Annotated in this window: 14 protein-coding genes and 1 pseudogene; 9 read left to right on the top strand and 6 right to left on the bottom strand. The window is 70.5% G+C overall.

The genetic code is table 11. The features are described from left to right. The first annotated feature begins 149 nt into the window (after window positions 1-149). From H8N03_RS20780 to H8N03_RS26450, 5 genes are all read left to right on the top strand, one after another. Window positions 150-4,637 carry a calcium-binding protein gene (locus H8N03_RS20780; RefSeq protein ID WP_187078140.1) on the top strand — a complete coding sequence of 1,496 codons (4,488 nt, stop codon included), beginning with the start codon at window positions 150-152 and terminating at the stop codon, window positions 4,635-4,637. 107 nt (window positions 4,638-4,744) lie between these two features. Continuing rightward, a complete protein-coding gene (locus tag H8N03_RS20775) occupies window positions 4,745-6,073 on the top strand; it encodes a DcaP family trimeric outer membrane transporter (RefSeq protein WP_187078139.1) in 1,329 nt (442 codons plus the stop codon). Between the two features lie 74 nt (window positions 6,074-6,147). Next, window positions 6,148-6,825 (top strand): VIT1/CCC1 transporter family protein, encoded by a 678-nt coding sequence (locus H8N03_RS20770; protein WP_187078138.1) that lies wholly within the window; start codon window positions 6,148-6,150, stop codon window positions 6,823-6,825. Further along, window positions 6,822-7,952, top strand: a complete 1,131-nt coding sequence (gene cax, locus H8N03_RS20765) for a calcium/proton exchanger (protein ID WP_222623083.1) — start codon at window positions 6,822-6,824, stop codon at window positions 7,950-7,952. Before H8N03_RS20770 ends, cax begins: the two co-directional genes overlap by 4 nt. A gap of 134 nt (window positions 7,953-8,086) precedes the next feature. Then, window positions 8,087-8,809, top strand: a complete 723-nt coding sequence (locus H8N03_RS26450; RefSeq protein ID WP_187078137.1) for an RT0821/Lpp0805 family surface protein — start codon at window positions 8,087-8,089, stop codon at window positions 8,807-8,809. 174 nt (window positions 8,810-8,983) lie between these two features. Here the strand turns inward: H8N03_RS26450 and H8N03_RS26445 are convergent. Beyond that, window positions 8,984-9,181, bottom strand: a pseudogene (locus tag H8N03_RS26445) (cold-shock protein); the annotation flags it as partial. 231 nt (window positions 9,182-9,412) lie between these two features. Here H8N03_RS26445 and clpS point away from each other — a divergent pair. Together clpS and clpA are read left to right on the top strand one after the other, a co-directional pair. Beyond that, entirely contained in the window at window positions 9,413-9,781 is a 369-nt protein-coding gene (clpS, locus tag H8N03_RS20750; RefSeq protein WP_187078135.1) for an ATP-dependent Clp protease adapter ClpS, read from the top strand. Window positions 9,782-9,829: 48 nt separating this feature from the next. After that, window positions 9,830-12,175, top strand: a complete 2,346-nt coding sequence (gene clpA / locus H8N03_RS20745; RefSeq protein ID WP_187078134.1) for an ATP-dependent Clp protease ATP-binding subunit ClpA — start codon at window positions 9,830-9,832, stop codon at window positions 12,173-12,175. A 175-nt stretch (window positions 12,176-12,350) separates the two neighbouring features. Here clpA and H8N03_RS20740 read toward each other — a convergent pair whose 3' ends face one another. From H8N03_RS20740 to H8N03_RS20720, 5 genes are all read right to left on the bottom strand, one after another. Then, on the bottom strand, window positions 12,351-14,396 hold the full coding sequence (locus H8N03_RS20740) for a M3 family metallopeptidase (RefSeq protein ID WP_187078133.1): 2,046 nt from the start codon (window positions 14,394-14,396) through the stop codon (window positions 12,351-12,353). 151 nt (window positions 14,397-14,547) lie between these two features. After that, on the bottom strand, window positions 14,548-15,309 hold the full coding sequence (locus H8N03_RS20735) for a TSUP family transporter (RefSeq protein ID WP_187078132.1): 762 nt from the start codon (window positions 15,307-15,309) through the stop codon (window positions 14,548-14,550). Beyond that, window positions 15,306-15,776 (bottom strand): EVE domain-containing protein, encoded by a 471-nt coding sequence (locus H8N03_RS20730; RefSeq protein ID WP_187078131.1) that lies wholly within the window; start codon window positions 15,774-15,776, stop codon window positions 15,306-15,308. The genes H8N03_RS20735 and H8N03_RS20730 overlap by 4 nt, the downstream gene beginning before the upstream one ends. A 57-nt stretch (window positions 15,777-15,833) precedes the next feature. Then, complete coding sequence (locus H8N03_RS20725) at window positions 15,834-16,334, bottom strand: hypothetical protein (RefSeq protein ID WP_187078130.1); 501 nt, start codon at window positions 16,332-16,334, stop codon at window positions 15,834-15,836. 142 nt (window positions 16,335-16,476) lie between these two features. After that, on the bottom strand, window positions 16,477-17,877 hold the full coding sequence (locus H8N03_RS20720) for a cytochrome P450 (RefSeq protein ID WP_187078129.1): 1,401 nt from the start codon (window positions 17,875-17,877) through the stop codon (window positions 16,477-16,479). 137 nt (window positions 17,878-18,014) lie between these two features. Between H8N03_RS20720 and H8N03_RS20715 the strand changes: the two genes are divergently transcribed. Further along, a complete protein-coding gene (locus tag H8N03_RS20715; RefSeq protein WP_187078231.1) occupies window positions 18,015-18,905 on the top strand; it encodes a ketopantoate reductase family protein in 891 nt (296 codons plus the stop codon). A gap of 51 nt (window positions 18,906-18,956) precedes the next feature. Next, complete coding sequence (locus H8N03_RS20710; protein ID WP_187078128.1) at window positions 18,957-20,162, top strand: multidrug effflux MFS transporter; 1,206 nt, start codon at window positions 18,957-18,959, stop codon at window positions 20,160-20,162.

The raw sequence follows: 20,162 nt of genomic DNA, 5'->3' as shown, positions 1-20,162 counted from the left end.
GACGTAAGCCTCCGGCTTACTTCCAATCCTCTACGAGCCCCGGAACGTGCGAGCGTTCCGGGGCTTTTTCACAACAGTCATCCCTCCGGATGAGGTGGCTCCCTGCGAGTGCGGCGAGACTCGCGCCCAACAACCAAGGGGGAGCGCCGATGGCGACGTACCAGGGAACCGCGGGCAACGACAACATTTCCGGCGGGGGAGGCAACGACTCGATCGTCGGCAACGCGGGCAACGACACGCTGGCCGGCAACGCGGGCAACGACACGATCCTCGGCGGCGCCGGCACGGACACGGTCCGCTTCCGCTACGCCATCTCCGAATACAACATCAGCTGGGACCCGGTCGCGGCGCGCTACCGCATCGAGCACCGCTCGGGCCGCGACGGCGTCGACTACGTTTGCGGCGTCGAGTACTTCCAGTTCGCCGACGTCACGCGCAGCATCGCGAACCTGGTGCCCGGCGCCGGCGACGGCACCGCGTTCACCGGCACGTCCGGCAACGACTCGCTCGCGGGCGGCGTCGGCTACGACACGCTGAACGGCGGCGCCGGCGACGACCGGCTGCAGGGCGGCGCGGCCAACGACCGCATCGACGGCGGCACGGGGAACGACACCGCGGTCTTCAGCGGCGCGCTCGCGGACTACCGCATCACCTGGAACGCGACCGCGCGCCAGTACACCATCGTCGACACGATCGCAGGTCGCGACGGCACGGACACCGTCTCCGGCGTGGAGTTCTTCCAGTTCGCCGACGGCACGCGCTCGATCTCGCAACTGCCCGTGCAGGGTGGCGACGGCGTCACGCTGGCCGGCACGTCGGCCAACGAAGTTCTCTCCGGCAGCGTCGGCTACGACACGCTCTCCGGCCTGGGCGGCAACGACACGCTCGATGGCGGCGACGGGGCGGACGTCCTGCAGGGCGGCGCGGGCGACGACCGGCTGCGCGGCGGCGGCGGCGACGACAGCATCGTGGGCGGCGACGGCACCGACGTGGTGCAGTTCAGCGGCGGTCGCGCGGACTACCTCGTGACCTGGGACGCCACGGCGCGCCAGTACACGATCGCCAACACGAGCATGTGGGGCACGGACGGCACCGACGTCGTGCGCGGCGTGGAGGTGTTCCAGTTCGCCGACGGCATGTACAGCATCGCGGACCTGCTGCCCGGCGAGGGCGACGGCGTCTCGCTCACGGGCACGTCCGATGGCGACGTGCTGGTCGGTGCGATGGGCTACGACGCCTTGTGGGGCCTGGAAGGCAACGACACGCTCGACGGCGGGGACGCCGCCGACGTGCTGCAGGGCGGCGCGGGCGACGACCGCCTGCGCGGGGGCCGCGGCAACGACACCATCGTGGGCGGTGACGGCACCGACGTCGTGCACTTCAGCGGCGGCCGTGCGGAATACCTCGTGGCCTGGGACGCGTCCACGCGCCAGTACACGATGGCCAACACGGGCATGTGGGGCACCGACGGCACCGATGTCGTCAGCGGCGTGGAGGTGTTCCAGTTCGCCGACGGCACGTACAGCATCGCGGACCTGGTGCCCGGGGAGGGGGACGGCGTCTCGCTCACGGGCACGTCCGAAGGCGACGTGCTGGTCGGCGGCATGGGCTACGACACCCTGACCGGCCTGGAGGGCAACGACCTGCTCGATGGCGGCGACGGCGGCGACATCCTCTGGGGCTGGGAAGGCGACGACCGCCTGCGCGGCGGGCGCGGCGACGACATGCTCTCGGGCGGCGACGGCCGCGACGTGGCGGAGTTCAGCGGTTCGCGCGCCGACTACACGGTAAGCTGGGACGCGGCCACGCGCCTGTACACCATCTCGCACACCTCCCCCTGGGGCACCGACGGCACGGACATCGTGGCTGGGGTGGAGTACTTCCAGTTCGCGGACGGCATGCGCAGCATCGCCGACCTCGTCCCGGGCGTGGGCGACGGCATGCGCATCATCGGCACGAGCGGCGACGACTTCCTCGCGGGCGACGCCGGCTACGACGAACTCTGGGGCGGTCGCGGCAACGACCGCCTGGACGGCGGCGATGCCGGCGACACGCTGCACGGCATGGACGGCGACGACCAGCTGCGCGGCGGGCGCGGCGACGACGTCCTCGACGGCGGCGCCGGCCGCGACGTCGCGGAATTCAGCGGCATGCGCGCGGACTACCTGGTGACCTGGGACGCGGCCACGCGCCAGTACACCCTCGCGAACACGAGTCCCTGGGGCGGCGACGGCACGGACGTCGTGAGCGGCGTCGAGCATTTCTACTTCGCCGACGGCGTGCGCAGCATCGCCGACCTGCTGCCGGGCGAGGGCGACGGCATCGTGCTCACCGGCACCGCAGGCGACGACGTCCTGCAGGGCGACGCGGGCTTCGACCTGCTGCAGGGCGGCGACGGCAACGACATGCTGGTCGGCGGCGCCGCGAACGACACGCTGCGCGGCGGTGCCGGCGACGACATGGCGCGCTTCTCCGGCCGCTGGACGGATTACACGTTCACGTGGGACTCCGTGGCGCGCCAGTACACGGTGGTCGACATGGTGCAGGGCCGCGACGGCATCGACATCGTGAGCGGCGTGGAGTTCTTCGGCTTCGCCGACGGCACGCTGACCATCTACAACGTGGGCGACGGCAGTGGCGGCGACGGGCTGTTGCTCGATGGAGCGGCCGGCGACGACCTCCTGCGGGGCAGCGTGGGCTACGACCGGCTGCGTGGCCTGGACGGCAACGACAGCCTCGACGGCGGCGGCGCCGACGACACGCTCGAGGGCGGTGCCGGCAGCGACCAGCTGTCCGGCGGCACGGGACGCGACGTGATCATCGGGGGCGAGGGCGTCGACATCGCGTTCTACGACGGCTATCGCTGGGACTACAGCATCAGCTGGGATGCCGCCACGCGCACCTACACGATCCAGAACAACAACGACTGGTTCTACGACGTGGACACCGTGGGCTCGGTCGAGGTCTTCTCGTTCCGCAACGGCACCTACACCATCGGCGACCTCGTGCAGGGCGCGGGCGACGGCGAGTCGTTCGCCGGCACCGACGGCAACGACACGGTGTACGGCAGCTTCGGCTACGACACGCTGCAGGGCCTGGATGGCCAGGACTTCCTGGACGGCCAGCTTGCCGACGACGTGATCGACGGCGGCGCGGGCGACGACATCCTGGTGGGCAACGTGGGCAACGACCGCCTCGATGGCGGCGACGGCGAGTGGGACATGGCGCGCTACAGCGGCTACTCCTGGGAATACGCCATCACCTGGAATGCGCTCACGCGCGAGTACACCATCGCCGACCAGTACGGATACGGGCGCGACGGCACCGACACGATCACGCGCGTGGAGTACTTCGAGTTCCGGGACGGCTGGCGCGACTGGAGCAACCTGGTGGCCGGCCAGGGCGACGGCGTGGTGCAGGCCGGCACCGATGCCGACGACGGCCTGTACGGCAGCATGGGCTACGACACCGTGTCCGGCGGCGGCGGCAACGACTACGTCTACACGCGCGCCGGCGACGACTTCGTGTACGGCGGTGCCGGCGACGACACGCTCGATGGCGGCGCGGGCAACGACTACATCGACGGCGGCGACGGCTTCGACACGGTGCAGTTCAGCGGCTACTCCTGGGATTTCGACGTCACCTGGGACGCCGGCACGGGCGAGTTCCGCTTCATCGACCGCGTTTCGCCGGGGCACGACAGCGACGTCCTCGTCGGCGTCGAGCAGGTCGGCTTCTACGACGGGATGCGCGACATCTGGAGCACGTACAACGGCACGTGGCCCGGCCAGGTGCTCCCGGGCACGGCCGGCAACGACTACATGATCGGCACGCCCGGCGCGGACACGATGGAGGGCTACGAAGGCAGCGACGCGCTGAGGGGCCAGGACGGCGCCGACGTGTTGCGCGGCGGGGCGGACGACGACCTCCTGGCCGGCGGCGCGGGCCACGACGTCATCGACGGCGGCGAGGGGCAGGACGCCGCGGTCTTCAGCGGCTGGCGCTACGAATACGACGTGACCTGGGATGCCGTGAACCAGCGCTACACCGTCACCGACCTGGTCGGCGGCCGCGACGGCAGCGACCTCGTCTCCACCGTCGAGATCTTCCGCTTCTACGACGGCGACCGCACCGGCAACGAACTGGTGCCGGGCTCCGCGCCCCCGCCGCTCCTGGGCACCGAAGGCGACGACTGGCTCCCCGGCACGCCCGGCAACGACACGCTGCTGGGCCTCGGCGGCAACGACATGATCGCCGGCTGGGGAGGCAACGACACGCTGGACGGCGGCGCGGGCAACGACACGCTCGATGGCGGCGCGGGTGCCGACACCTACGTGCTGCGGGGCGAAGGCGTGGAGTACATCGCGAACTTCGTCGCGGGCGAGGACCACATCGAGCTCTCGGGCGCGCTGTTCGACGGCCTGCCGAAGGGGCAGCTGTGGGACATGGCGTACCAGGCCGGCCCGTACGGCAGCGCCATGAACATCCCGATCCGCGTCGCGTTCGACACGGAGACCGGCACGCTGATGTACGACCCCGACGGCTCCGACGGCCAGTACTACTCCACGCCGATCGCCGTGATCGACCTGCAAGGGATGACGGGGACGCCCACGGCGCAGGACTTCTGGATCGTGTGATGCAGGCCGCAGCCGCGGCGGGCGGGACCTAGGTCCCATTCCCGCCGCGCTGCCGCTGGGGATACTGGGGCGCTGCGGCCCCATCCCCGCGGGCCGACGGAGGCCCGATGCGCAAGACCGTCCTCGCTGCCAGCGCCCTGGCGTTCGCCGCCGGGGCGCAAGCCCAGACCGCCGGCGAACTGAAGGACATGCTGGAGGCCGCCATGCGGACCATCCAGGACCTGCAGGCGCGCGTGCAGGCCCTGGAGGCGCAGCAACGGATGCCAGCGGCATCGCCCCAGCCCCCGCAGGCGGCCGCACCCGCCACGCCGCCCGCGACCGCGGTGGCTCCGCCGCCGGCCGACGCCAAGCCGCGGGTCGAGGTCTACGGCCAGGCCATGCTCGATGCCATCCACGACGCGAAGCGCATGAACCCTGCGTGGCAGGCGGCGCTGCGGCCTTCGCAGATTCCGGTGCAATGCCCCGGCGACCCGGGGTGCGGCAAGGACGGCGCCTTCACGATGAGCGTGCGCCAGTCCAGCCTGGGCGTGCGCGCCGCGATCCCCACGACCGCCGGCGAGGTGAAGACGGACCTGGCCTTCGACCTGTTCGGCACCGACGGCAGCACCAGCATCCACTGGCTGCGTGCCTGGGCGGAGCTGGGGCGCTGGGGCGTGGGGCAGACGGATTCCGCCTTCATGGACATCGACGCCTTTCCCGGGATCATCGACTACTGGGGGCCGCCCGGCATGGTGTTCGTGCGCAACCCGCAGCTGCGCTACACGGCGGCCGCGGGGGAGGGCGCCACCTGGTCGGTGTCGCTCGAAGCGCCGAACGCCATCATCGACACCGGCAAGCTCTCGCAGGTCGATCCCTCGCTGGGCGCCGGGGTGGCCGCGCACAACCGCTGGCCCGACCTCGTGGGCTCCGTGCGGCTGGATCGCGACTGGGGACACGTCAAGGCGGCGGCCCTCGTGCGCCGCATCGGTTTCCAGACCACGACGACCACGAGCGGCGAGCCTGCACGCGAGCGGACCGGCTACGGCCTGAACCTCACCGGCGCGCTGAAGGCCTCGTCGCGCGACACGCTCAGCTGGGGGCTGGCCGGTGGCAAGGGCATCGCCAGCTACATGAACGACGGAGGCACCGACCTGGCGCCGGATGCGGGCTTCCGGGCGCAGGCGGTGAATTCGCTGGGGTACTTCCTGTACCTCGGCCACGCGTGGAGTGACAGGCTCACCAGCTCCATCGGCTACAGCCAGCACCGGCAGGACAACACCGGCGGCCAGGCGGGCAACGCCTTCCACGCGGGCAGCTATGCCTCCGCCAACCTCCTGTACGCCCTCACGTCGAACGTCCTCCTCGGCGGCGAATACCTCTGGGCCCGGCGCGAGAACAAGGACGGCAGTGCCGCCGGCGACAGCCGGTTCCAGTTCTCCACGCGCGTGAGCTTCTGAGGCCGCCGGATGCGTCCAAAGGCCAATGGGGCGCACGGCCCGGCGCACGCAGAATCCCCGGCAGGAGGATCCGCATGGCAGCCAACCAGCAGCCGGACGAGGCGCGCGAACCGGTGCTCAGCCCCGTGGAGCGCGTGTGCGAACTGTGTTTCGGCCTCTTCATGGCGCTCACCTTCGTGGGCGCGGTGTCGGCCGCCACGGCGGGCACCGAGGCGGGCACGGAGGCGGGACGCACGATGTTCTACACGGCGCTCGGCTGCAACCTGGCGTGGGGACTGGCGGACGCCGTGATGTACCTCGTGCGCACCCTGACGGACCGCGCCCGCCGCGTCGCCGTCGCGCACGCCGTGCGCGCGGAGCCCGACGCGGTGTCGGGGGTGCTGCAGCTGCGGCAGGAAATGGGCAGCGTGATGCGCACGCTGGTGAGCGACGTGGAGCTGGAGGCGGTGCGCGCGCGGCTGTCGGCCTTGCCCGACCTGCCGGCGCGCGCCAGGCTCCATGGAGCCGACTACCTGGCGGCCGCGGGCGTGTTCGCCCTCGTGGTGCTGGGAACGATGCCGGTGGCGCTGCCCTTCCTCCTGATGGAGACCAGGCCGGCGCTCCTCGTGTCGCGCGTGCTGACGCTCGTGATCCTGTTCGCCTGCGGGCTCGCCCTCGGCCGTCACGCGGGCGGCGGCGGCTGGCGCTCCGGCCTGGCGATGACGATCGTCGGCGTCGCGCTCACCGCGGCCATCATCGCACTGGGTGGATGATGAACGCCGTCGTGCGCCCCGGCGGCCTCCGGCTCGTGTGGCAGGAAGTCCGGCACAACCGGCTGCTGTGGCTGCTCGTGTTCGTGCCTGTGGTCCTCGTCGCCGAACACGTCGTGCACGCGAGCGGCCAGGTGCTCTTCGTGCTGTCCGTGCTGGCCATCGTGCCGCTCGCGGCGCTCCTGAGCCACGCGACGGAGTCGGTGGCCGCGAGCACGGGCGACGCGGTCGGCGGCCTGCTCAATGCCACGCTGGGCAACCTCACGGAGCTGGTGATCGCGCTCACCGCGCTGGGTGCGGGCCAGTACATGCTGGTGAAGGGCTCCATCGCGGGAGCGATCGTCACCAACAGCCTCTTCATGCTGGGAGCCTCGCTGGTGCTCGGGGGCCTGCGCCACCACACGCAGGAGTTCAATGCAGCCACCGCCCGCCTGCAGGCGGCGATGCTGTTCATCGCCACCGTCGCACTGCTGGTGCCCTCGCTGGTGCCGGACGAGGGCGAACGGGCCCAGGTGTTCATCCAGGAGCTGAGCCTCGTGCTCGCGCTGCTGCTGGCGGCGACGTACGCGCTGGGCCTGTACTTCTCGCTGAAGACGCACAAGGAGTTCTTCGGCTCCGCGCGCGCGCAGGAGGCCGACGAAGGGGAGCACGAGGCGACCTGGCCTCCCGCCGTTGCGGTCGCCGTGCTCGCGGGCGTCACCGTGCTGGTGGCGCTGGTGAGCGAGATCTTCGTCGGTTCCGTGGAGGTGGCGGCCGACGCCCTGGGCATGAGCGACGCGTTCGTCGGCTTCGTCGTCGTGGCGCTGGTGGGCGCGGCGGCGGAGATCGCCTCCGCGTTCTCCGCGGCGCGCAAGAACCGCCTGGACCTGAGCGTCGGCATCGCGCTGGGAAGCTCCGCGCAGATCGCGCTGTTCGTGGCGCCCGTGCTCGTGCTGGCCAGCTACTTCCTGGGGCCGGAACCCATGACGCTGCAGTTCTGGCCCAGCGCGGTGGCGATGATGTTCCTCGCGACCCTCACCGTCACCCTCGTGTGCAGCGGCGGGCGCAGCGCCTGGTTCCTGGGGGTGCTGCTGCTTGCCGTCTATCTCACCTTCGCGACCGCGCTCTACCTGCTGCCACCGAGGGCCTGAGCTCCTTTGGCACGCGTGCAACGAATTCCCGTGAATTCGTTGGCAGTGGCATCGCAACTGTTCGTGACGGACGGCTGGCACGGCCGTTTCGCCGCTACCTTTGTCCCGGCATCACTCGAGAAAGTTGGGACCGCATGCGTAGTAGCTTCATCCTGCTGGCCGCCGCCGCCGTGCTTGCCGCGCCGGCCGCGCGCGCCGACCGCGACGACCACCACCATGGCCACGGCCATGGCCATGGCCACGGCAAGCACAAGGAGGAGTACTGGGACGGCAACTGCAAGGTCGAACGCAAGTGGAAGCACGGCGAGTACGAGGAGAAGCGCAAGTGCAAGGCACCGGAGCGCGTCGTGATCGTGCAGCCGCAACCGCAACCGCAGGTCGTGTACGTGTACCCGCCCTGGATGCACCGGCAGCACAACGAGGTCACGTACGTGCCGCAGTACCAGCCGCAGCGCGTGGTGACCGGCGCGAGCTACTGCAACAGCGAGACCGTCGGCCAGGTGCTCGGGGGCGTCGTGGGCGGCGCGCTGGGCAGCCAGATCGGCAAGGGCAATGGCCGCACGGCCGCCACGATCGGTGGCGCCATCGCCGGCGTGCTCGTGGGGGGTGACGTGGGTCGCCGGATGGATGCCGGCAACCAGGCCTGCGTGGGCCAGGTGCTGGAAGTGGCGCCCGTGAACCACCGCGTGCAGTGGGTGGAAGGCCCGTCGACCTACGTCGTCGTGCCCGCCAGGGCCGTCATGCGCCAGGGCACCTACTGCCGCCCGTACACGGTGGAAGTGCGCGGGCCGTACGGCACGCAGCGCAGCAACGGCACGGCCTGCCGGCGCGGGGACGGAGTGTGGATCGCCGCCTGAAGCGAGAAAAGCCGCCCGGGGGCGGCTTTTTTTCGGGGCGGGGCGCCCCTATTTGTTCGCGTGGTCGTTGCCGCCGTGCCCGCCCGTCGCATGGAACTGCGGGGCGCGGACCTTCGGCTGGCGCGGGGGACGGTCGGCGGGCCCGGCCGGCTGCGTCTGGATGGCCCCCGGCTGCGCCTGGATGTTCTGGGCGAGCTGGCCCTTGGGCCCCTGCTGGATGTCGAAGCTCACGCGCGAGCCCTGCTTCAGCGTCTTGAAGCCTTCCATCGTGATCGCCGAGAAATGGGCGAAGACATCCGAGCCACCGCCATCGGGCTCGATGAACCCGAAACCCTTGGCATCGTTGAACCACTTGACTGTGCCGGTCGCCATGATGCGCGCCCCCGTTTTTTGTTCCCTCAGAGCGCGCGAGTGTCCTTGAGAACCGCTCAACTGTCAATATTTTCACTTAGTGGTGTCCAAGTGCGCGTCGCACAAGGCTTTCTGCTCGGCCGCGCACGGAGCAATGAAGGCGATGGCTATCGACAGGGGCTTGTCGCTTGAATGTGACGGGACCGCCACCAATTCACCCAGGGTCGGCGGGCACTGTGTGCCGTCGATAGAATGAAATTCATGGCCAGTCAGACACCTCTTCCTCCTCCGGCCGGTCCCGTCATCCGGCCGTCGGACGACGACGGCGGCTCTGTGGTGGCAGAGCGGAAAACCCAGAAGACCAAACCCCCGCAGATGTACCAGGTCGTCATGCTGAACGACGACTACACGCCCATGGAATTCGTGGTGGTGGTGATTCAGGAGTTTTTCAACAAGGATCGCGAGACGGCAACCCAGATCATGCTGAAGATCCATCTGGACGGAAAAGGCATCTGCGGCGTCTATTCCCGGGACGTCGCGGCCACCAAGGTCCAGCAAGTCCAGGAGGCCGCCCGCCAGGCGGGCCACCCCCTGCAATGTTTGAGTGAACCGGTCGAATGAACCGGCCTCAGAGGAAGTAGAGTTGAACGACAGGCAGAAGGAAAAGTCATGATTGCCCAGGAATTGGAAGTCAGCCTCCACATGGCCTTCGTGGAAGCGCGTCAGCAGCGCCACGAGTTCATCACGGTGGAGCACCTCTTGCTGGCCCTGCTGGACAATCCCAGCGCGGCCGAAGTGCTGCGCGCATGCAGCGCGAACATCGACGACCTGCGCAAGTCGCTGGCGAACTTCATCAAGGACAACACGCCCCAGGTCGCCGGGACCGACGACGTGGACACCCAGCCGACGCTGGGCTTCCAGCGCGTCATCCAGCGCGCGATCATGCACGTGCAGTCCACCGGCAACGGCAAGAAGGAAGTCACCGGCGCCAACGTGCTGGTCGCCATCTTCGGCGAGAAGGACTCGCACGCCGTGTACTACCTGCACCAGCAGGGGGTCACCCGCCTCGACGTGGTGAACTACATCGCGCACGGCATCAAGAAGAGCGACCCGCCGGAGCCCGCCAAGAGCGGCGAGAACACCGGCGGCGAAGGCGAGGAGGGCGGCGAGAAGAACGAGAAGGCATCGCCTCTCGAGCAGTTCACGCTCAACCTCAACCAGTCCGCCAAGGACGGCAAGATCGATCCGCTGATCGGCCGCGAGTACGAGGTCGAGCGCGTGATCCAGATCCTGTGCCGCCGCCGCAAGAACAACCCGCTGCTGGTGGGCGAGGCGGGCGTGGGCAAGACCGCGATCGCCGAAGGCCTGGCGTGGCGCATCGTGCAGAAGGAAGTGCCGGAGATCCTGGCGGAATCCACCGTGTACTCCCTCGACATGGGCGCGCTGCTGGCGGGCACCAAGTACCGCGGCGACTTCGAGCAGCGGCTCAAGGGCGTGCTGCGTTCGCTGAAGGACAAGCCCAACGCGATCCTCTTCATCGACGAGATCCACACGCTGATCGGCGCCGGCGCGGCCTCGGGCGGCACGCTGGACGCGTCCAACCTGCTGAAGCCGGCGCTCTCGAGCGGCCAGCTCAAGTGCATCGGCGCGACCACGTTCACCGAGTACCGCGGCATCTTCGAGAAGGACGCGGCCCTGTCCCGTCGCTTCCAGAAGGTCGACGTGGTCGAGCCGTCCGTGGAGCAGACGATCGAGATCCTCAAGGGCCTCAAGAGCCGCTTCGAGGAGCACCACAGCGTCAAGTACGCCGCCGGCGCCCTCCAGGCCGCCGCGGAGCTCTCGGCGAAGTACATCAACGACCGCCACCTGCCGGACAAGGCCATCGACGTGATCGACGAGGCCGGCGCCGCCCAGCGCATCCTGCCGGTGAACAAGCGCAAGAAGACCATCTCCAAGGCGGAAGTCGAGGAGATCGTGGCGAAGATCGCCCGGATTCCTCCGGCGTCCGTGTCCAGCGACGACCGCAGCAAGCTGCAGACGCTGGAACGCGACCTGAAGTCGGTGGTGTTCGGCCAGGACAAGGCGCTCGACGTGCTCGCGGCGTCCGTGAAGATGGCGCGTTCCGGCCTCGGCCGCGGCGACAAGCCGATCGGCGCGTTCCTGTTCTCCGGCCCCACGGGCGTCGGCAAGACGGAAGCGGCGAAGCAGCTGGCCTACATCATGGGCATCGACCTGATCCGCTTCGACATGTCCGAGTACATGGAGCGGCACGCGGTGTCGCGCCTGATCGGCGCGCCTCCGGGCTACGTCGGCTTCGACCAGGGCGGCCTGCTCACCGAAGCCATCACGAAGAAGCCGCACGCGGTGCTGCTGCTCGACGAGATCGAGAAGGCGCATCCGGACATCTTCAACGTGCTGCTGCAGGTGATGGACCATGGCACGCTGACCGACAACAACGGTCGCAAGGCCGACTTCCGCAACGTGATCATCATCATGACCACGAACGCGGGCGCCGAGACGATGAACAAGGCGGTGATCGGTTTCACGACCGAGCGCCAGGCGGGCGACGAGATGGCCGACATCAAGCGCCTGTTCACGCCGGAGTTCCGCAACCGCCTCGACGCGATCGTCAGCTTCAAGCCGCTGGACGAGCAGATCATCCTGCGCGTGGTCGACAAGTTCCTGCTCCAGCTCGAGCAGCAGCTGTCGGAGAAGAAGGTGGAAGTCACCTTCACCGATGGCCTGCGCAAGTACCTGGCGAAGAAGGGCTTCGACCCGCTGATGGGTGCCCGCCCGATGCAGCGCCTGATCCAGGACACGATCCGTCGTGCGCTGGCCGACGAGCTGCTGTTCGGACGCCTCACCGAAGGTGGCCGCCTCACGGTGGACATCGAGCTGAAGACGGACGACAAGGGCACCGAGACGCCGGACGTCAAGCTGGACATCCAGCCGCTGCCGAAGAAGGAAGGCAAGGCGAAGCCGGAGCCGGAGGAGATCTCCACGGGCGACCAGTAAGCTGTTGCCTCCAAAGAAAAAGCCGCCCTCGGGCGGCTTTTTCCTTGCGGTGGGGTTCGCTGCCGCTCACCGTCTGGCGCTGTCGCGCCACCACCCTACATGGAGAGCGCGCCGCTCGTAGGGTGGCGCGGCGACAGCCGCGGACGGTGAGCGACAGCGAACCCCACCGCAGGGCCTACGCACCCACCAGCCCTTTCTGCCGCAGCAGCGGCGCGATCACCGGATCCCTCCCCCGGAACGCGCGGAACGCTTCACCCGGCTCCACGCTGTTCCCCGTCGAATAGATGCACCGTCGCAGCCGCGCGGCCACTTCCGCGTCGAACGGATTGCCCGCTTCCACGAACGCATCCCACGCATCCGCGTCCAGCACTTCCGCCCACAGGTACACGTAGTAGCCGGCCGCATAGCCGTCGCTCGCGAACAGGTGCTGGAAGTGCGCGAGGCGGTGGTTGATGCCGACGGCGGGCGGCAGGCCGTGTTCGCGCAGTACCCGTTCCTCGAACGCCGTCCAGTCCTGCACCGAGGCCGGATCCGGATGGCGATGCACCGCCATGTCGGCGATGGCGCTGCCGCAGTAGCGCACCGTCTCGTACGCTTCGCCGAACTGCTGCGCCGCGCGCAGGCGCTCGATGAGCGCATCGGGAATCGCCGCGCCGGTTTCCACGTGGCGCGCATGCCGGCGCAGCACCTCGGGCTCCGCCATCCAGTGCTCGAACAGCTGCGAGGGCAGCTCCACGAAGTCGCGCAGCACCTGCGTGCCGGCGAGGTCGCCATAGGTGACGTTGGACAGCAGCCCGTGCAGGCCGTGGCCGAACTCGTGGAACAGCGTGCGCACGTCGTCGAAACTCAGGAGCGTGGGGCTGCCCTTGGCGAAGTTGTTGTTGTTCAGGATGACGGGCAGCACGGCGCCGCCGTTGCGCGCCTGCACGGCCAGGCTGCTCATCCAGGCTCCGCTGCGCTTGCTCGGGCGGGCGAAGTTGTCGTGGAGGAAGAGGCCGACCGCGCGGCCGTCCGCGTCGTGCACTTCGTACGCGCGCACGTCGGGGTGGTACAGCGGCAGGTCGTGGCGCTCGGTGAAGCGCAGCCCGAAGAGGCGGCCCGCGCAGTCGAAGGCGGCCTGCACCATCGCGTCCAGCGCGAAGTAGGGCTTGACCTGGGCATCGTCGACGGCGAAGTCGCGCTGGCGCACTTTCTCCGCCCAGTAGCGCCAGTCCCAGGCTTCGAGCGTGCCGGCGTCGCCCGCCGCGCGTCGCGTTGCGTCCAGGCTGGCGCGTTCGTGCTCCAGCGCCGCCTTGGCGCGGTCCCACACGTCGAGCACCAGGCGGTCGACGGCGGCCGGCGTGCCGGCCATGCGGTCCACGAGCGCGTAGTCCGCGTAGGTGGCATGGCCGTGCAGCCGCGCCTGCTCCTGCCGCAGCTGCAGGATCCTGGCGATCAGCGGGCGGTTGTCGTGCTCGCCCGCATGCGTGCCGCGTTCCACCCACGCGCGCCAGGCCTGCTCGCGCAGCTCGCGGCGCTCGGAGAAAGTGAGGAAGGGCAGGATGGAGGAGCGCGAGAGGGTGATCGCGTGGTCGTCGCCGAGCCCGCGCTCGTGCGCCGCTTCGCGCGCCCCGGACAGCACGAACTCCGGCAGGCCCGCCAGGTCGCGCGGGTCGCGCAGCACGAGCGCCCAGGTGGATTCGTCGTGCAGCACGTTCTGCCCGAATGCGGTGTGGCAGGCCGCCAGCTCGCGCATGACTTCCGCGTAGCGTTGCTGCGCGTCCGGGCCCAGCCGCGCGCCGGCCCGGACGAAGTCCAGGTGCGTCCGCTCGAGCAGGCGCAGCTGCTCCGGGTCCAGCCCCAGGCGGCCGCGCCGCTCGTACAGGGCGTCGATGCGCGCGAACAGCGCGCCGTGCATGAAGATCGCGCTGCGATGCGCCGCCAGCACGGGCGCCATGCGCCGCTGCACTTCCTGCAGCCCGGGCGAGGTGTGGGACGCGCACAGGTTGTAGAAGGCCATCGAGAGGCGGCCCAGGCGCCGGCCGCAGCGGTCGAAGGCTGCGAGGGTGTTCTCGAAATCCGGTGCGCGCGCATCGTGCGCGATGGCGTCGATCTCGTCGCGGTGCTCCTGCAGGGCCTGGGTGAAGGCCGGCTCGAAGTGTTCGGGGGCGATCTCGCCGAAGGGCGGCAGGCCGTAGGGAGCGGTCCAGGGGGCGAGGAGGGGATTGGCGGGCGGGGGCATCGGTTCATTCTAGGGACGCTGCCATCGGTGGGGTTCGCTGTCGCTCACCTTCCGCGGCTGTCGCCGCGCCACCCTACGAATGCGGCCGGTGCCCCCGTCGTAGGGTGGCGGCGGCGCGCCGCCGGCAGGTGAGCGCAGCGAACCCCACCGCTCAGCGCCAGATCGCCGCAACGGCCGGCCCGATCAACCCCACCCCCGTCACCACCAGCAACGCACACACGACCTTCAGCACCGCCGCCCGCGGCCAGGCCGGCGGGTGCCGCCGCATCCACCAGGTGATCCCCATCGCGAGCGGCAGCGAGAGCAGGCACAGCAGCAGCGAGCGCGTGCTGAACTGCCCGGCCGGGACCACCATCAGCAGGCGGACCAGCGACCCGGCCGCCAGCGTCGCGACCAGCGTGTCGCGCACGGCCTCCAGGTCCATCGGCTGGCGGTAGAACTGGTACACGAGCGGCGGGCCCGATGCGGAGAACAGGCCGCCGAGCACGCCGGAGAGCACCCCGAAGCCGCGGAACGACGCAGGCGACGAGCGCTGCGCCAGCGGCTCGGTACGCACCAGCACGATGACCGCGCAGGCGATCACGACCACGCCGAGCAGCAGCCGCAGCACCATCACGACGTTCGCGTTCAGCCACGCCATGAGCGCGACGCCGATCGCGTAGCCGAAGATGCTCCCGGTGACGGTCGTGCGCCAGATCGCCCGGTCCAGCGACTTGCGCGTGCCGCGCAGCGCGATCACGGCACTGGCGAGCGACAGCACGGTGGCGACGTTCGCCACGTCCGGCAGGGGCGCGAGGTCGAAGAGGCCGGTGAGCCCGAGCAGGATGAGGGCCAGCGCGAAACCCGTGATGCTCTGCGCGCAGGTGGCGACCGCCACGCAGGCCAGGAAGCCTGCGATCTCCCAGGCGGTCATGCGGAACTTGCGCCGAGCTTCTTCAGGAGGTGCCGCCAGTGCCTGGCTTCCACCGGCGTGATGGACAGCCGGTTGCCCTTGCGCAGCACCACCAGGTCCGCGAGGGCGGGGTCCTCGCGCAGTTCCGGCAGCGTGAGGTTGCGCGTCTTCTCCAGCACCTTCACGTCCACCAGCAGCCAGCGCGGCGCGTCCGGCTTCGAAGCCGCGTCGTACCAGGGCGACTTGCGGTCGAACTGCGTCGGGTCCGGGTAGGGCGTGGACGCCACTTCCGCGATGCCGACGATGCCCGGTTCGGCGCAGCTCGAGTGGTAGAACAGCACGCCGTCGCCCACGCGCATCTGGTCGCGCATGAAGTTGCGCGCCTGGTAGTTCCGGACCCCGGTCCACGGCACCGTGTGCCGCGGTGCCGCGAACGCGTCGTCGACCGAGACCTCGTCGGGCTCGGACTTCATCAGCCAGTAGTTCATCGCCGGCCGATTATCCGCAAGGACGGCGTGGGCCGCCGTCCTCGCGGCAAGCCGGGGTCAGCGGCCGTCCTTGTCCGCGTCGCCAGGGATGGCGCGCTCGACGCGGTGCCAGGCATCGCGCGCGGAGGCCTTGGCCTCTTCCCAGTTCAGGCGCGACGAGCCGCGGCTGCGCTCGTACTCCGTGCGCAGCTTGGGCTCGTAACTGTCCCAGGACTCGCCCGAGGCGCTCGCGCGTTCCCAGCCCGTGTAGCCGGTCCGGTAGGCGGGCGCGTAGTCGTCATACGTGTAGCCGGCCTTGTACGTGGGACGCTTGTCGTAGTTGGCGCGCCAGTAGCTGTCTTCGGCGGTGGGGTTGACGCGCTCGGCGGCGCCCTTGCCCGCGAGGCCGCCGGCGATCGCGCCGGCTGCGCCCCCGACGACCGTGCCCACGGGGCCGGCCACGGACCCCACGGCGGCACCCGCGGCAGCACCGGCGGCTGCGCCGGCGGCGGTGCCCGCCGGGTGCGCGCCGGGTTCACCGGTGATGGGATCGGCGTTGTTCGGATTCTTCGCAGTCATGGGAGGCTCCTTGTGGATGGTTGCGGGAGGGCGCCTCGTGCTGGCGCGCCCGACGCGCAGCCTGCATGAGCCCACCGCGCGGCAAGGTCATCCGATACCTCTGCCATGTCGGCGCCGCACCGACATGGCGCGACGGCCGGGCTCAGCGCGCGCGCAGGCGCATCGCGAGCGGCGTGGGAGTGAGGGTGAAGGACAGGCGTTCGCTGACCTCGCCGCCGTCGGCGGCGGCGACCGACAGGAGATCGAAGCCGCCGAGCAGCGTGGCCATGGCCATCTTGATTTCCAGCAGCGCGAGGTAGCGCCCGGGACACATCCGCGGCCCGGCGCCGAAGGGCATGGAGACGCGGCGCGTGGTCGCGGCGTCCTCGCGCAGCCAGCGGTCGGGGTCGAAGGCCGCCGGATGCGGGAAGTGCTTCGCGTCGTTGGCCGGCGCGCGCATGAGGAAGATGCACATGGTGCCCGCGGGAATGGCGATGCCGCCCAGCGTCGTGTCGCGCGCGGCCTGCTGCGGCAGCAGGGGGGCGACCGGCTTGAGCCGCATCGTCTCGTGCGCGCAGGCGTCGATGAATTCCAGCTGCTCCAGCTGCTCGATGCGCGCGGGCACGCGGTCGTCGCCCAGCACGCGGCGGACTTCGGCCGTGGCGCGTTCCAGCGCCCAGCGGTGGCGCGAGAGCAGGTACAGCATCCAGGCGAGCGTGTTCGCCGTGGTGTCCTCGCCGGCGAGCAGCATCGTGCCCACGTTGGCGGCCACGTCGTCGTCCTGCAGGCCGTGCCGGTCGCGCGCGGAGAGCATGGCCTCGATCAGGTTGCGCGGCGCCTCCCGCAGGCCCGGATCCGCGTCCATGCGGGCGCGCGCCGCGGCGATGAACTCCTGGATGGCGGCGGAGAAGGCGGCGAGGTGCCGGTCGAGGCGGCGGTCGGACGGCAGCTTCGCCCAGCGCCAGTACGGGAAGGGCGCGAGCGTGCGGCGGAACAGCGCGGGGAAGATCTTGTCCATGTGCTGCTGGATGACCTCGCCCTCGCCGTCCAGCGTGTTGATGTCCGTGCCGAAGGCCAGCCCGGAGATCACGTCCACCGTGTAGCGCATCAGGTCCGCCTGCAGCGGGATGGGCGCATCGCCCGCGCGCCGCCAGCGCGCCGCGAGCCGGTGCCCCACGTGCACCAGCGCGGGGAAGTAGCGCCGCACGTGGCCGGGGTCGAAGGCGGCCATCACCATGGGCCGCTGGCGCCGCCACCTCTCGCCGTTGGAAGCGAAGAGGCCGCCGAAGCCCATCTCGGTGGCCGCGAGCGACACGCGCGCCGTGCGGCCGAAGGTGCCGGGGCGGTCGCGCAAGGCTTCCGCAGCGAGCTGCGGGTCGGCGATGACGACGAAGCGGCGCGTCCACACGCGGATGCGGTACGCGTCGCCGTACTGCTCGCGCCAGGCCTCGAGCTGCTGGTGGAAGTGGGGCAGGCGGATCTGGTGCGCGTTGCCGACCAGGGGCAGCCCGGCGGGTCCCGGCAGGTCGGCGATGCGCATGGCGGAAGCGGCGACGGCTTGCATGGTTCTCTCCCTCACGCCGGAGCATAAGGGCCCCGCAACGCGGGAACAGTGAGCCATGCACTTAAGGAACTCCCCTTCCCCCATTCGGGTGAGGCCGGGCCGGTAGCATGGGGCCCGTGAACACCACCACCACCCCCCTGAAGGTCGCCGTCATGGGCGCCGGCGCCGTCGGCTGCTATTTCGGCGGCATGCTGGCGCGCGCCGGCCACCACGTGACGCTGGTCGCGCGGCCCCAGCACGTCGAGGCGATCCGCGACGGCGGCCTGCGCATGGAGACGCGCCAGTTCGACGAGCGCGTGGCGCTGCAGGCCGGCACCGATGCGGCCGCGGCGCGCGACGCGGACCTCGTCCTCTTCTGCGTGAAGTCGCTCGACACCGAAGCCGCCGGACGCCAGCTGCGCGAGGTGCTGCGGCCCGGCGCGCTCGTGCTGTGCCTGCAGAACGGCGTGGACAACGCCGACCGCCTGCGCACCGTGCTGCCGGACCACGAAGTGGCCGCCGCCGTCGTCTACGTGGCGACGGAGATGGCGGGCCCGGGCCACCTGAAGCACCATGGCCGCGGCGAGCTGGTCGTGGAACCGGCGCGCGGCATCGAGACGGTGGTGCAGGCGCTGGTGGCCTCCGGCGTTCCCACCGAAGTCTCGCCCGACGTGCGCAGCGCGCTGTGGCTGAAGCTGGTGCTGAACTGCGCGTTCAATGCCGTCTCCGCGATCGCGCAGAAGCCGTACGGCTTCACGGTGGCGGGCACGGGCATCCCGGAGGTCATCCGCGACGTGATCGACGAGTGCCTGGCGGTCGCGAAGGCCGATGGCGTGACGCTGGCCGTCGATCCGCACGAAGCGGCACGCAAGCTGGTGGAGACCATGCCGACGCAGTCGTCCTCCACGGCGCAGGACCTCGCGCGCGGCAAGCCGACCGAGATCGATTTCCTCAACGGCTACGTCGTGCGCCGCGGCGAGGCGCTGGGCATCGCCACGCCGGCGAACCGCGTGCTGTGGGCGCTGGTGAAGCTGCTGGAGCGCAAGTAAGCCTTTCGCGGCAGCCGGGCGCGAGCGGTTAAGCTTGCGCCCGCGCCTTCCATGAGCTCCGATCCCGACACGGCCCCGCGCCACGCACACTGGCTCACCGCCAACCTCATCTCGCAACTCGCCTTCGGGCTGCTCGCCATGACCATCTGCCTGCCTTCGATGCAGGACTGGCCGGCGCAGTTCGGCGCGAGCCAGGCGGCCGTGCAGCTCACGCTGAGCGCCTTCATCGCGGCCTACGGGGGCCTGCAACTGGTGTGGGGTCCCTGGTCCGACCGCATCGGGCGCAAGCCGCTGCTGCTGGCGGGGCTCGTGCTCTCCTGCGCGGGCAGCGTGTTCGCGGCGCTCGCGCCCAACCTCGGGCTGCTGACGCTCGCGCGCGTGGTGCAAGGCGCCGGCTGCGCGGCGGGCATGGTGATCGCCCGCGCGATGGTGCAGGACCTCTTCACCGGCAACGAGCGCACGCGGGTCATGGCCTTCGTCGGCATGACGATGGGCGTGTGCCCGCCGCTCGCGACGCTCGTGGGCGGCCAGCTGCACGTGCGCTTCGGCTGGCGGGCCAACTTCGCGCTGATGGCCGTGCTCGCGGCGGTGCTGCTGTTCACCGCGTGGCGCGGGCTGCCCGCGGCGCCGCCGCGGCCGCGCGCCGGGGGCGTGCGCGAGCTGCTGGCCGGCTACGGCCGCCTGCTGCGCGAGCCCGCCTTCCTGCTGTACGTGGTGCTGCTCGCGTCGACCACCGCGACCTTCTACACCTTCCTCGGCGGCGCGCCCATCGTGCTGCGCAACTACGGCGTGACGCCCGAGCGCATCGGCTGGTACATCATGTGCATCCCGCTCGCGTACATCGTCGGCAACCTGTGGACCAGCCGGCTGGTGCGGCGCACGAGCGACCGCCGCATCATGGCCCTCGGCCAGGCATGGACGCTCGGGGGGCTGCTGGGCGTGCTCGCGCTGGGGCTCGGGGGCGCCAGCACGCCGCTGGCGCTGGCCCTGCCGCTGCTGCTCCTGGGCATCGGGCACGGCCTGCTCGCGCCGCCGACGCTCACGGGCACGGTGGGGCTGGTCCCCGCGCTCGCGGGGGCCGCCGCAGCCATCGCGGGGCTGATCCAGCAGCTCAGTGGCGCCTTCGGGGCTTTCGTCGTGGGCCTGGTGCCGCACGACGGGCAGGTGAACCTGGCGCTGCAGATGCTGGCCTGGGCCTGCCTTGGGCTCACCGCGCAGTTCGTGCTGCATACGCGGACGCGCATGGCCCGCGCCTGA

It is taken from the genome of Ramlibacter cellulosilyticus, assembly GCF_014297465.1.
GTDB lineage: Bacteria > Pseudomonadota > Gammaproteobacteria > Burkholderiales > Burkholderiaceae_C > Ramlibacter > Ramlibacter cellulosilyticus.
The sequence above is the reverse complement of the archived record's forward strand: the minus strand, read 5'-3'. Positions and strand labels throughout refer to the sequence as shown.

Bases quoted from the DNA above. Each gene is read 5' to 3' on its own strand.
- H8N03_RS20780 (WP_187078140.1), top strand. From the start codon at position 150: ATGGCGACGTACCAGGGAACCGCGGGCAACGACAACATTTCCGGCGGG.
- H8N03_RS20775 (WP_187078139.1), top strand. From the start codon at position 4,745: ATGCGCAAGACCGTCCTCGCTGCCAGCGCCCTGGCGTTCGCCGCCGGG.
- H8N03_RS20770 (WP_187078138.1), top strand. From the start codon at position 6,148: ATGGCAGCCAACCAGCAGCCGGACGAGGCGCGCGAACCGGTGCTCAGC.
- cax (WP_222623083.1), top strand. From the start codon at position 6,822: ATGATGAACGCCGTCGTGCGCCCCGGCGGCCTCCGGCTCGTGTGGCAG.
- H8N03_RS26450 (WP_187078137.1), top strand. From the start codon at position 8,087: ATGCGTAGTAGCTTCATCCTGCTGGCCGCCGCCGCCGTGCTTGCCGCG.
- clpS (WP_187078135.1), top strand. From the start codon at position 9,413: ATGAAATTCATGGCCAGTCAGACACCTCTTCCTCCTCCGGCCGGTCCC.
- clpA (WP_187078134.1), top strand. From the start codon at position 9,830: ATGATTGCCCAGGAATTGGAAGTCAGCCTCCACATGGCCTTCGTGGAA.
- H8N03_RS20740 (WP_187078133.1), bottom strand. From the start codon at position 14,396: ATGCCCCCGCCCGCCAATCCCCTCCTCGCCCCCTGGACCGCTCCCTAC.
- H8N03_RS20735 (WP_187078132.1), bottom strand. From the start codon at position 15,309: ATGACCGCCTGGGAGATCGCAGGCTTCCTGGCCTGCGTGGCGGTCGCC.
- H8N03_RS20730 (WP_187078131.1), bottom strand. From the start codon at position 15,776: ATGAACTACTGGCTGATGAAGTCCGAGCCCGACGAGGTCTCGGTCGAC.
- H8N03_RS20725 (WP_187078130.1), bottom strand. From the start codon at position 16,334: ATGACTGCGAAGAATCCGAACAACGCCGATCCCATCACCGGTGAACCC.
- H8N03_RS20720 (WP_187078129.1), bottom strand. From the start codon at position 17,877: ATGCAAGCCGTCGCCGCTTCCGCCATGCGCATCGCCGACCTGCCGGGA.
- H8N03_RS20710 (WP_187078128.1), top strand. From the start codon at position 18,957: ATGAGCTCCGATCCCGACACGGCCCCGCGCCACGCACACTGGCTCACC.